The sequence below is a fragment of the Kineosporia sp. R_H_3 genome, assembly GCF_002198675.1.
Lineage (GTDB): Bacteria > Actinomycetota > Actinomycetes > Actinomycetales > Kineosporiaceae > R-H-3.
In genome coordinates, this window is record NZ_MWLL01000169.1 from 1 (window position 1) to 12,226 (window position 12,226).

At 72.3% G+C, this 12,226-nt stretch carries 11 protein-coding genes; all 11 read left to right on the forward strand.

Annotated features, from left to right (window positions below; all coding sequences use genetic code 11):
* Window positions 1-85: 85 nt before the first annotated feature.
* The 11 genes from ECOMGDLI_RS18215 (at window position 86) to nuoI (ending at window position 12,222) form a co-directional block, all read left to right on the forward strand.
* Window positions 86-778 carry a demethylmenaquinone methyltransferase gene (locus ECOMGDLI_RS18215; RefSeq protein WP_088318294.1) on the forward strand — a complete coding sequence of 231 codons (693 nt, stop codon included), beginning with the start codon at window positions 86-88 and terminating at the stop codon, window positions 776-778.
* A 223-nt stretch (window positions 779-1,001) separates the two neighbouring features.
* Entirely contained in the window at window positions 1,002-2,324 is a 1,323-nt protein-coding gene (locus ECOMGDLI_RS18220) for a geranylgeranyl reductase family protein (protein ID WP_088318275.1), read from the forward strand.
* 138 nt (window positions 2,325-2,462) lie between these two features.
* Window positions 2,463-2,822 carry an NADH-quinone oxidoreductase subunit A gene (locus tag ECOMGDLI_RS18225; RefSeq protein ID WP_088286365.1) on the forward strand — a complete coding sequence of 120 codons (360 nt, stop codon included), beginning with the start codon at window positions 2,463-2,465 and terminating at the stop codon, window positions 2,820-2,822.
* 107 nt (window positions 2,823-2,929) lie between these two features.
* Window positions 2,930-3,484, forward strand: a complete 555-nt coding sequence (locus ECOMGDLI_RS18230; RefSeq protein WP_088318276.1) for an NADH-quinone oxidoreductase subunit B family protein — start codon at window positions 2,930-2,932, stop codon at window positions 3,482-3,484.
* Window positions 3,481-4,200, forward strand: coding sequence for an NADH-quinone oxidoreductase subunit C (locus tag ECOMGDLI_RS18235; RefSeq protein WP_088318277.1), 720 nt, complete (start codon window positions 3,481-3,483; stop codon window positions 4,198-4,200). Before ECOMGDLI_RS18230 ends, ECOMGDLI_RS18235 begins: the two co-directional genes overlap by 4 nt.
* Window positions 4,200-5,558, forward strand: a complete 1,359-nt coding sequence (locus tag ECOMGDLI_RS18240) for an NADH-quinone oxidoreductase subunit D (RefSeq protein WP_088318278.1) — start codon at window positions 4,200-4,202, stop codon at window positions 5,556-5,558. The genes ECOMGDLI_RS18235 and ECOMGDLI_RS18240 overlap by 1 nt, the downstream gene beginning before the upstream one ends.
* Entirely contained in the window at window positions 5,558-6,253 is a 696-nt protein-coding gene (gene nuoE / locus ECOMGDLI_RS18245; protein WP_088318279.1) for an NADH-quinone oxidoreductase subunit NuoE, read from the forward strand. The genes ECOMGDLI_RS18240 and nuoE overlap by 1 nt, the downstream gene beginning before the upstream one ends.
* A gap of 3 nt (window positions 6,254-6,256) precedes the next feature.
* Window positions 6,257-7,561: an NADH-quinone oxidoreductase subunit NuoF gene (gene nuoF / locus ECOMGDLI_RS18250; protein WP_088318280.1), complete on the forward strand. Its 1,305-nt coding sequence runs from the start codon at window positions 6,257-6,259 to the stop codon at window positions 7,559-7,561.
* Window positions 7,561-10,089, forward strand: a complete 2,529-nt coding sequence (locus ECOMGDLI_RS18255) for an NADH-quinone oxidoreductase subunit G (protein ID WP_088318281.1) — start codon at window positions 7,561-7,563, stop codon at window positions 10,087-10,089. The genes nuoF and ECOMGDLI_RS18255 overlap by 1 nt, the downstream gene beginning before the upstream one ends.
* Window positions 10,086-11,564, forward strand: coding sequence for an NADH-quinone oxidoreductase subunit NuoH (gene nuoH / locus ECOMGDLI_RS18260; protein WP_088318282.1), 1,479 nt, complete (start codon window positions 10,086-10,088; stop codon window positions 11,562-11,564). Before ECOMGDLI_RS18255 ends, nuoH begins: the two co-directional genes overlap by 4 nt.
* Window positions 11,557-12,222 carry an NADH-quinone oxidoreductase subunit NuoI gene (gene nuoI / locus ECOMGDLI_RS18265; RefSeq protein WP_088318283.1) on the forward strand — a complete coding sequence of 222 codons (666 nt, stop codon included), beginning with the start codon at window positions 11,557-11,559 and terminating at the stop codon, window positions 12,220-12,222. Before nuoH ends, nuoI begins: the two co-directional genes overlap by 8 nt.
* The last annotated feature ends 4 nt before the right edge of the window (window positions 12,223-12,226 follow it).

Consider the following 12,226-nt stretch of genomic DNA (forward strand, 5'->3'; position numbering starts at 1 on the left):
CGCCGACCTCCTGGGACCTGCCCGGCTGACCGGCCCCGCCGCCCCCGGGCTGACGTACCAGGCGTCGGCCTGCGACGATTCGACCATGCCCCGCGCCAGCCTGGAGAAGCAGCCGCACGAGGTCGCGGCCATGTTCGACGACACCGCCGAGCGCTACGACCGCACGAACGACGTCCTGTCCCTCGGCCAGGACCGCCGGTGGCGCCGGGCCGTCGTCGCCGCGCTCGACATGCGCCCGGGGGAGCGACTGCTCGACCTCGCGGCCGGCACCGGGACGTCGTCCCTGCCCTTCCACGAGGCCGGCGTGCTCGTCACCCCGTGCGACTTCTCGCAGGGCATGCTCCGGGTCGGCAAGCGGCGCCGCCCCGACCTGCCGTTCGTCGCCGGTGACGCGACCCGGCTGCCGTTCGCGGACGGCGCGTTCGACGCGGTGACCATCAGCTTCGGGCTGCGCAACGTCGTCGACACCGCCGCGGCCCTGCGGGAGATGCGCCGGGTCACCCGGCACGGCGGCCGGATCGTCGTCTGCGAGTTCTCCCAGCCGGTCTGGAAGCCGTTCCGGACGGTCTACACCGAGTACCTCATGAAGGCGCTCCCCGCGATGTCCCGGGTCGTCTCCTCGAACCCCGAGTCCTACCGCTACCTCGCCGAGTCGATCCGCGCCTGGCCCGACCAGCAGGCGCTCGGCGTCCGGATCAAGGACGCCGGCTGGGAGCAGGTCACCTACCGCAACCTGTCCGGCGGGATCGTCGCGCTGCACCGCGCGACCCGCCCCTGACCCACCGGCGAGCGACCCGCGAGCGACCCGCCGCCGCTGCGTCCGCGGCGGGTCCGCGGCTCCGGCGCGCGGGGTGTTCCCGGGCCGCCGTACACTCGCCGTGGAGTTCGTGAAGAACTTCACAAGCGCACAATGCGGCGCGCGGCAGCACCCGGACCAGCGCAGCAGTCCGGTCCAGTCCACCTGGCCACGAGACGCCACCGAGACGCAGCGAGGCACCAACGTGAGCGCGAGCAGCCCCACCCCCGCGGACCGGGCGGGCGCCGGGCAGGACGCCGACGTCATCGTCGTCGGCGCCGGTCCTGCCGGCTCGACCGTCGCGGCCTACCTGGCCCGGGCCGGGCACGAGGTCCTCGTCCTGGAGAAGACGGCCTTCCCCCGCGAGAAGGTGTGCGGCGACGGCCTCACCCCGCGGGCGGTCAAGGAGCTCGTCGCCCTGGGCATCCCGACCCGCCCCGAGGACGGCTGGATCCGCAACCACGGCCTGCGCATCATCGGCGGCGGGATGCGGCTGCAGCTGCCCTGGCCGGAGCTGTCGTCGTTCCCCGACTACGGCCTCGTCCGCCCGCGGCTGGACTTCGACGAGACGCTCGCCCGGCACGCGACCGCGAGCGGCGCGAAGATCCTCGAGCGCACGAACGTCACCGGCCCGGTGCTCGACGAGCGCTCCGGCCGGGTCGTCGGGGTCACCGCCCGCCCGGTCGACGACCAGGGCCGCCGCGTCGGTGACGAGGTCACCTACCGCGCGCCGCTCGTCGTCGCGGCGGACGGCGTGAGCGCGCGCCTCGCGCTGTCGCTCGGCATCGCCAAGCGCGACGACCGGCCGCTCGGGGTCGCCGTCCGCACGTACTTCAAGAGCCCGCGGCACGACGACGACTGGCTCGAGTCGTGGCTCGAGCTGTGGGACGGCGAGCCGAACCGCTCGAACCTGCTGCCCGGTTACGGGTGGGTCTTCGGGGTCGGCGACGGCACGAGCAACGTCGGCCTGGGCATCCTCAACTCCTCGGGCGCCTTCGGCAACGTCGACTACAAGGACCTGCTCAAGCGCTGGGTCGCGACGATGCCGCCGGAGTGGGGCTACACCGAGGAGAACATGACGCAGCCCATCCGCGGCGCCGCGCTCCCGATGGGCTTCAACCGGACGCCGCACTACACCCGCGGCATGCTCCTCGTCGGCGACGCCGGCGGCATGGTGAACCCGTTCAACGGCGAGGGCATCGCGTACGCGATGGAGTCGGGGCGGATCGCCGCGGACGTCGTCACGCAGGCGCTCGCCCGCCCGGACGACGCGGCCCGCGAGAAGGCGCTCCAGGCCTACCCGGCGGCCATGAAGGACGCCCTCGGCGGGTACTACACGCTGGGCCGGGTGTTCGTGAAGCTCATCGGACACCCCGAGGTCATGAAGGTGGCCACCCGCTACGGGCTGCCCCGCCCGACGCTCATGAAGTTCACCCTGAAGATGCTCGCGAACCTCACCGAGCCGCGCGGCGGCGACGCCCTCGACCGGATCATCAACGGCCTCACGAAGATCGCCCCGGCGGCCTGAGGTGGGCTGTCGAAGCACCACAGGCGAGCCGTGTCAAGACCACCGCACGTGGCCCCCTAGGATGGGCGCGACCTGCGCTCGGGGCGGTCGCCGTGGCCGCTCCCGCACGCAGAACGTGGCAGCTGAAAGGGTGACGTCGTGAACCCCTACGTGCCGATCCTCGCGCTGGCGGCGATCGCGGCGGGCTTCGCCGTGTTCTCCGTGGTCGCAGGGGCACTGTCCGGTCCCAAGCGCTACAACCGCGCCAAGCTCGACGCGTACGAGTGCGGCATCGAGCCGACGCCGCACGCGGCCGGCGGCGGGCGCTTCCCGGTCAAGTACTACCTCGTGGCGATGCTCTTCATCGTCTTCGACATCGAGAGCGTGTTCCTCATCCCGTACGCCGTCGCGTTCGACGCGCTCGGGACGTTCGCGCTCATCGAGATGGTCCTGTTCATCGGCACCGTCTTCGTCGCCTACGCCTACGTGTGGCGGCGCGGCGGGCTCGAGTGGGACTGAAGCAGGCTGACGAGCATCAGATGACGCGTCCACCCGTCCCGGTCTCCGCAGCAGACGGCGGCCGGTCCGCCCGCGGCGGCGCCGCGACCGAACGCTGAGAGGTAGTCATGGGTATCGAGGAGAAGCTGCCGAGCGGCTTCCTGCTGACCTCGGTGGAGACGATCGCGGGGTACTTCCGCCGCGGTTCGCTGTGGCCGGCCACCTTCGGCCTGGCCTGCTGCGCCATCGAGATGATGACCACGGGCGGCCCCAAGTACGACCTCGCACGCTTCGGCATGGAGGTCTTCCGCGCCTCGCCGCGCCAGGCGGACCTCATGATCGTCGCCGGCCGGGTGAGCCAGAAGATGGCTCCCGTCGTGCGGCAGATCTACGACCAGATGGTCGAGCCGAAGTGGGTGCTCTCCATGGGCGTGTGCGCCTCCTCCGGCGGCATGTTCAACAACTACGCGATCGTCCAGGGCGTGGACCACATCGTCCCGGTGGACATCTACCTGCCCGGCTGCCCGCCGCGCCCGGAGATGCTCATCAACGCGATCCTCACGCTCCACAAGGAGATCGAGTCGGCGCCGCTCGGTGTGAACCGGGTCAAGGCGGCGCAGGCGGCCGAGGCGGCCGCGCTGAACGCCACGCCGACGTCCGAGATGAAGGGGCTCCTTCGTTGACCACGAACGACGAGTCGGGACCCGACGCCGCGGCACTGGCGACGACGGCACCCCAGGCCGAGGTCGTCGCGCGCCGCCAGGGCATGTTCGGCGCGCACGACGCCGGTGACACCTCCGGGTACGGCGGCCTGGTCCGCACGGTCGCCCTGCCCCCGCCGTCCGTCCGCCCGTTCGGCGGCTCCTTCGACGCCGTCGCCGACGCGCTCGAGGCGGCCCTCGGGGCCGACGGCACCGCGTTCGGCGACGCCGTCGGGTCGGTCGTCGTCGACCGCGGCGAGATGACGCTCCACGTGCACCGCGAGCGGCTGCTCGAGGTCGTCCGCGCCCTGCGCGACGAGCCGGACCTGCGCTTCGAGCTGCTGTCCGGCGTCAGCGGCGTGCACTACCCGGAGGAGTCCGGCCGCGAGCTGCACGCCGTCTACCACCTGCTCTCCATCACGAACAACCGCAGGCTGCGTCTCGAGGTCACGTGCCCGGACGCCGACCCGCACATCCCGTCGGTCGTCGAGGTCTACCCGACGGCCGACTGGCACGAGCGCGAGACGTGGGACTTCTTCGGCATCCAGTTCGACGGCCACCCCGCGCTCACGCGCATCGAGATGCCCGACGACTGGCCCGGCCACCCGCAGCGCAAGGACTACCCGCTCGGCGGCATCCCGGTCGAGTACAAGGGCGCGACCATCGCGCCGCCCGACACCCGGAGGTCGTACAGCTGATGACTGACCGGACGATCGACGACACCGTGGACGACGCGTACGGCGCGACGGAGAGCGAGCCCGCCGAGGGCAAGGTCTTCACCGCCACCGGCGGCGACTGGACCGACATCGCCGAGGAGGCCGCGAGCCTCGGCGAGGAGCGCATCGTCGTCAACATGGGGCCGCAGCACCCGTCGACGCACGGCGTGCTCCGGCTCATCCTCGAGCTGGACGGCGAGACGGTGACCGAGGCCCGCTGCGGCATCGGCTACCTGCACACCGGCATCGAGAAGAACATGGAGTTCCGCACCTGGACCCAGGGCGTCACGTTCGTCACGCGGATGGACTACCTGACCCCGCTGTACCAGGAGACGGCCTACTGCCTGGGTGTCGAGAAGCTCCTCGGCATCACCGACGAGGTGCCCGAGCGGGCGACCATCGCCCGGGTGCTGCTCATGGAGCTCAACCGGATCTCCTCGCACGACGTCGCCATCGCGACCGGCGGCATGGAGATCGGCGCGCTCACCGTCATGACCGTCGGCTTCCGGCTCCGCGAGCGCCTGCTCAAGCTCTTCGAGCACGTGACGGGCCTGCGGATGAACCACGCGTACATCCGCCCCGGCGGCCTCGCGCAGGACCTGCCCAAGGGCGCGGTCGACTTCATCCGCGACGCGCTGCCGGACATCCGCCGCGACATCAGCGACCTCGAGAAGCTGAGCAACGAGAACCCGCTCGTCAAGGCGCGCCTCGTCGACACCGGCTACCTCGACCTCGCGGGCTGCATGGCCCTGGGCATCACCGGCCCGGTCCTGCGCTCCACCGGCCTGCCGCACGACCTGCGCCGGCTCGAGCCGTACTGCGGCTACGAGACGTACGACTTCGACGTCGTCACGTGGGACTCCATGGACGCCTACGGGCGCCTGCGGATCCGCCTCGAGGAGATGAAGCAGTCGCTGCGGATCGTCGAGCAGTGCCTGACCCGCCTCGAGCAGACCCCGGGCCCGGTCATGATCGGAGACAAGAAGATCGCCTGGCCCTCGCAGCTCGCCATCGGCGGGGACGGCATGGGCAACAGCCTCGACCACATCCGCGAGATCATGGGCACCTCGATGGAGGCGCTCATCCACCACTTCAAGCTCGTCACCGAGGGCTTCCGGGTCCCTGTCGGGCAGGTCTACCAGGCCGTCGAGTCGCCCCGCGGCGAGCTCGCCGTCCACCTGGTCTCCGACGGCGGGACCAGGCCGTACCGGGCCCACTTCCGGGACCCGTCGTTCGTCAACCTCCAGGCCGTCGCGGCCATGTGCGAAGGCAGCCAGATCGCCGACGTCATCGCCGCCGTCGCCTCGCTCGACCCCGTCATGGGAGGCGTTGACCGCTGATGCCCATCACCGAAGAGGCCCGCGAGCGGCTCGCCGCGGACGCGCAGGCGATCATCGCCCGCTACCCGGTGCCGCGCTCGGCGCTGCTGCCGATGCTCCACCTCGTGCAGAGCGAGGAGGGCTACGTCAGCCCCGACGGGATCGCGTTCTGCGCGCAGATGCTCGACCTCACGACCGCCGAGGTCGCCGCGGTCGCGACGTTCTACACGCAGTACAAGCGGCACCCCAACGGCACGTACACCGTCGGGGTCTGCACGAACACGCTGTGCGCGATCATGGGCGGCGACGAGATCTTCACCGCCCTCGAGGAGCACCTCGGCATCGGTCACGACGAGACGACGGCCGACGGCGCGATCACCCTCGAGAAGGTCGAGTGCAACGCGGCGTGCGACTACGCGCCCGTGATGATGGTCAACTGGGAGTTCTTCGACAACCAGACGCCGGGCAGCGCCCGCGAGGTCGTCGACCGGCTCCGCGGCGGCGAGGCCGTCGCACCCACCCGCGGCGCGTCGAAGGTCTGCTCCTTCAAGGAGGTCTCGCGGGTCCTCGCGGGGTTCAATGACGGCCGCGCGGACGAGGGCGTCGGGGCGGGCACCGCGAGCAACCGCGGCACCGCGCTGGCCCGCCAGAAGGGCTGGACGGCGCCGGCCGCCGGCTCCGGCACGACCCCGTCGTCCGACGGCAAGGAGGGCTGACGCATGGCCACCACGCTCACCCCGGTCCTCTCCGCGTTCTGGGACGACCGCAAGTCCTGGACGCTCGAGACCTACGAGCGCAACGGCGGCTACGCGGCGCTGCGCAAGGCGCTCGCCATGGACCCGGCCGACCTCGTGACGCTCGTCAAGGACTCAGGCCTGCGCGGCCGCGGCGGCGCAGGCTTCCCGACGGGGCTCAAGTGGAGCTTCCTGCCGAAGCCGGACGGCGGCCCCCGCTACCTCGTCGTCAACGCCGACGAGTCCGAGCCGGGCACGTGCAAGGACGTCCCGCTCATGATGGCGACGCCGCAGTTCCTCATCGAGGGCGTCATCATCACCAGCTACGCCATCGGCTGCCACAAGGCGTTCATCTACGTGCGCGGCGAGGTCGTGCACGTCTACCGCCGCCTGCTCGCGGCGGTCGAGGAGGCGCGCGCCAAGGGCTACCTCGGCGACAACATCCTCGGCACCGGCTTCGACCTCGACATCGTCGTCCACGCCGGCGCGGGCGCGTACATCTGCGGCGAGGAGACGGCGCTGCTCGACTCCCTCGAGGGCCGGCGCGGCCAGCCCCGCCTCAAGCCTCCCTTCCCGGCGGTCGCGGGCCTCTACGCGCGACCCACCGTCGTGAACAACGTCGAGTCCATCGCGAGCGTTCCGTCGATCGTCAGCAACGGCGCCGACTGGTTCAAGAGCATGGGCACCGAGCGCTCGACCGGCTACGGGTTCTTCTCGCTCTCCGGCCACGTGACCCGCCCCGGCCAGTACGAGGCCCCGCTCGGCATCACGCTGCGCGAGCTGCTCGACATGGCCGGCGGCGTGCGCGGCGGCCGGGACCTGAAGTTCTGGACGCCGGGCGGGTCGTCGACCCCGCTGTTCACCGACGAGCACCTCGACACCCCGCTCGACTTCGAGTCGGTCGGCGCGGCGGGCTCGATGCTCGGCACCCGGGCGCTGCAGATCTTCGACGACACGACGTGCGTCGTGCGCGCCGTCCTGCGGTGGACCGAGTTCTACAAGCACGAGTCCTGCGGCAAGTGCACCCCCTGCCGCGAGGGCACGTACTGGCTCGTCCAGGTGCTCAAGCGCCTCGAGGAGGGCAACGGCAGCGAGGCCGACCTCGACAAGCTCCTCGACATCTGCGACAACATCCTCGGCCGCTCGTTCTGCGCCCTCGGCGACGGCGCGACGAGCCCGATCACGTCGTCCATCAAGTACTTCCGGGACGAGTACGTCGCGCACCTGACGAACGGCGGCTGCCCGTTCGACCCGGTGCGCTCGACGCTCTTCGAAGGGGCCAACGCCTGATGACCGTCACGGCCAACCCGCCGTCCGGGTCCCCGACGCCGCCCGCGCCGGACCTCGTCACCGTCACCATCGACGACGTCGAGGTGAGCGTGCCCAAGGGCACGCTCGTCATCCGGGCCGCGGAGGAGATCGGGATCGCGATCCCGCGGTTCTGCGACCACCCGCTCCTCGCCCCCGCCGGCGCCTGCCGGCAGTGCCTCGTCGAGGTGGCCACGCCCGGCCCCGACGGGTCGCTGCGGCCGATGCCCAAGCCGCAGGCCTCCTGCACGCTCGAGGTCAGCCCCGGCATGGTCGTGCGCACCCAGCAGACCAGCCCGGTCGCCGAGAAGGCGCAGCGCGGCGTCATGGAGCTGCTGCTCATCAACCACCCGCTCGACTGCCCGGTCTGCGACAAGGGCGGCGAGTGCCCCCTGCAGAACCAGGCGATGGCGAACGGGCAGGCGAGCACGCGCTTCACCGAGACCAAGCGCACCTTCCCCAAGCCGATCCGGATCTCGACCCAGGTCCTCCTCGACCGCGAGCGCTGCGTGCTCTGCCAGCGCTGCACGCGGTTCTCCAAGGAGATCGCCGGCGACCCGTTCATCGACCTGCAGATGCGCGGCGCCAAGCAGCAGATCGGCACGTTCTCCCCGACGGTCCTCGGGTTCCACTCCGAGGTGCCGACCCAGGGCGACGCGATGCTCGACGAGTCGGGCCAGCCGTTCGCGAGCTACTTCTCCGGCAACACCGTGCAGATCTGCCCGGTCGGCGCGCTGACCGGTGCGGCGTACCGGTTCCGCAGCCGCCCGTTCGACCTCGTGTCGACCCCCGGCGTCTGCGAGCACTGCGCGAGCGGCTGCGCGATCCGCGTCGACCACCGCCGCGGCTCGGTGCTGCGCCGGCTCGCCGACGACGACCCGGCGGTCAACGAGGAGTGGAACTGCGACAAGGGCCGCTGGGCCTTCCAGTACGCGGGTGCCGCCGACCGGATCACCACCCCGCTCGTGCGGGACGAGGAGACCGGTGAGCTGCGGACGGCGTCCTGGCCCGAGGCGCTCGACGTCGCGGCCAAGGGCCTCGCGGCCGCGAAGGCCGGCTCCGGGGCGGCCGTGCTCACCGGTGGCCGTGTCACCGTCGAGGACGCCTACGCGTACGCCAAGTTCGCCCGCGTCGCGCTCGGCACGAACGACGTCGACTTCCGGGCCCGGCCGCACTCGGCGGAGGAGGCGGCGTTCCTCGCGCACGCCGTCGCGGGCGCCGGTCTCGGCGTCACGTACGCCGACCTGCAGGCCGCGCCGCAGGTGCTCCTCGTCGGGCTCGAGCCCGAGGAGGAGTCGCCGATCGTCTTCCTGCGCCTGCGCAAGGCCGTCGCGAAGGGCCAGGTCGTCCACGCGGTCGCCCCCTGGCGCAGCCGCGGCCTGGCCAAGCTGGGTGCCGCCCTGCTGCCGGCCGCACCGAGCACCGAGGCCGAGGTCCTCGACGCGGTCGCGACCGGGGCCCCCGAGGTGGCCGCGGCCGCCGAGGGCCTGCGGACCCCGGGCGCGGTCATCCTCGTCGGCGAGCGTCTCGCCGGCGTCCCCGGCGCCCTGAGCGCCGCCGTCCGGCTCGCCACGGCGACCGGGGCCCGGCTCGCCTGGGTCCCGCGCCGGGCCGGTGAGCGCGGCGCCGTCGAGGCGGGCGCGCTGCCGAACCTGCTGCCCGGCGGCCGGCCGGTCACCGAGGCCGGTGCCCGGATCGACGTCGCGGCCGCCTGGGACGTCCAGGGGCTGCCGGTCCGCCCGGGCCGGGACACCGCGGGCATCCTCGCCGCGGCCGCCGCGGGCGACCTCGGCGCGCTCGTCGTGGGCGGTGTCGACCCGGCGGACCTGCCGGACCCGGCGCTCGCCACCGAGGCGCTGCGCGTCACGCCGTTCGTCGTGAGCCTGGAGCTGCGCGCGAGCGCGGTCACCGAGCACGCGGACGTCGTCCTGCCGGTCGCGCCGGTGCAGGAGAAGGCCGGCACGTTCGTCGACTGGGAGGGTCGCTGGCGGCACTTCGGCGCCGCCCTCGCCTCCAACGCGATGAGCGACTTCCGGGTGCTCGACTCGCTCGCCGACGCGATGGACGTCGTCCTCGGCCTGCGGACCGTCGACCGGGTCCGCGGCGAGATCGCCGAGCTCGACGCCTGGGAGGGCGAGCGGGCCGACGCGCCGTCGGTCTCCGCCGCCGAGCCGCCGCAGCCGGGCCCGGGGGAGGCCGTCCTCGCGACGTGGCACCTCCTGCTCGACAACGGCCGGCTGCAGGACGGCGAGCCCTACCTCGCCGGCACCGCGCACCGGGCGGTCGCCCGGCTCTCGGCGGCCACCGCCGCGGAGGCCGGGGTCGCCGACGGCGAGCCGGTCACCGTCGCCACCCGGCGGGGCGCGGTCACGCTGCCCGCCGTCGTCACGCCGATGCCCGACCGTGTCGTCTGGCTCCCCGCCAACTCGCCCGGCAGCGCGGTCCGCGCCACCCTCGGCGCGGACGCCGGCGGGGTCGTCACCCTCTCCCGGACAGGAGCGGACGCATGAGCGCCCTCGCAGGGCTCGTCGCCGAGGCACCGAAGGCCGACTTCAGCAACGACAACGGCTGGGTCGTCCTCGGCAAAGCGCTGTTCATCTTCGTCTACCTCGTGCTGACGACGCTCATCATGATCTGGGCCGAGCGGCGTGTCGTCGGCCGGATGCAGTCCCGGCCCGGCCCGAACCGGCTCGGCCCGTTCGGCCTCCTGCAGTCCCTCGCGGACGGCGTGAAGCTCGCGCTCAAGGAGGACATCACGCCGAAGGCGGCCGACAAGGTCGTGTTCGTCCTCGCGCCGCTCATCAGCGCGACGACCGCCTTCATCGCGTTCGCCGTCGTCCCGTTCGGGCCCGAGGCGAAGATCCCCTTCACCGACGTCGTGACGCCGCTGCAGCTCACCGACCTGCCGGTCGCGGTGCTCTACGTCCTCGCGGTCGCCGCGGTCGGCGTCTACGGGCTCGTGCTCGCCGGCTGGTCGTCCGGCTCGACGTACCCGCTGCTCGGCGGGCTGCGCTCCACGGCGCAGGTCATCAGCTACGAGATCGCGATGGGCCTGGCGCTCATCAGCGTCTTCCTCTACGCCGGGACGATGTCGACCTCGGCGATCGTCGAGGCGCAGGCGTCGGGCAGCACCGTGCCGTTCCTCGGCATGACGCTCGACATGCCCTCCTGGTACGCGATCCAGATCTTCCCGGCCTTCGCGATCTACTGCATCTCGATGGTCGGCGAGACGAACCGCGCACCGTTCGACCTCCCGGAGGCCGAGGGCGAGCTCGTCGGCGGCTTCCACACCGAGTACTCCTCGCTGAAGTTCGCGCTCTTCTTCCTCGCCGAGTACGTCAACATGGTCACCGTCTCGGCGATCGCGACGACGTGCTTCCTCGGCGGCTGGCGGGCCCCGTTCCCGCTGTCGCTCTGGGAGGGCGCGAACCAGGGCTGGTGGCCGATGCTCTGGTTCACCCTCAAGCTCTGGGCGTTCCTCTTCGTCTTCATCTGGCTGCGCGGCACGCTCCCGCGGCTGCGGTACGACCAGTTCATGTCCTTCGGCTGGAAGCGGCTCATCCCGTTCGCGCTCGTCTGGGTCCTCGTGGCCTCGATCCTGCGCGGCCTGGTGAACTCGGCGGACGCCACCTTCCGCACCCGGATGGTCGGCGCGGCGGTGATCCTCGTCGCGGTGCTCGTCCTGTTCTGGGTGTTCGGGTTCTTCAAGGAGCCGGACGACGACCGGGGCCGCGAGGTGCCCGAGGAGCTCGACCCGTTCGCGGGCGGCTTCCCGGTGCCGCCGATGCCGGGCCAGCGGCTCGTCCGCACGAACGGCCGGGTGCCCGTCGCGGCGGGCGTGGCGGTCGGTGCCGTGGGGGAGGCGTCCTGGGCGCAGGAGTCCGGCTCCGACGACGCCGCGGACCTCGACGACGCGGACGACCTCGACGACACGACGATCGACGACGCCGACGGCTCGGCGTCCGGGGAGGTGCGCGGTGGCTGACCGCGAGGTAGCGACGAGCGGTGACGGAGGTGCGGTCGAGCGCCGCACCGCCGCCCCCGACGGCTGGGAGCAGCCGGAGCCGTCGCCCCGGCTGCGCGACAAGGTCGCGGGCTTCGGCGTCACCTTCATGGAGATGTTCAAGCCGGTCGTCACCGAGGAGTACCCCGAGGAGAAGGTGCCGACCCAGCCCCGGTTCCACGGGCGGCACCAGCTCAACCGGCACCCCGACGGGCTCGAGAAGTGCATCGGCTGCGAGCTGTGCGCGTGGGCCTGCCCGGCGGACGCCATCTACGTCGAGGGTGCGGACAACACCGCCGACGAGCGGTTCTCGCCCGGTGAGCGGTACGGCCGCGTCTACCAGATCAACTACCTGCGCTGCATCTTCTGCGGCCTGTGCATCGAGGCCTGCCCGACCCGGGCGCTGACGATGACGAACGAGTACGAGCTCGCCGGCCCCAGCCGGGCCGGGCTCATCTACGAGAAGCAGGACCTGCTCGGGCCGATGCTGCCCGGCATGGTCGCCGCGCCGCACCCGATGGTTCCCGGCACCACGGAGAAGGACTACTACCGTGGCTCGGTGACCGAGGCCGTCCCCGAGCAGCAGGCCTGGGTCGACGCGCGCAGCTCCGGCCCGGACGAGACAGAGGTGCACCTGTGACGCA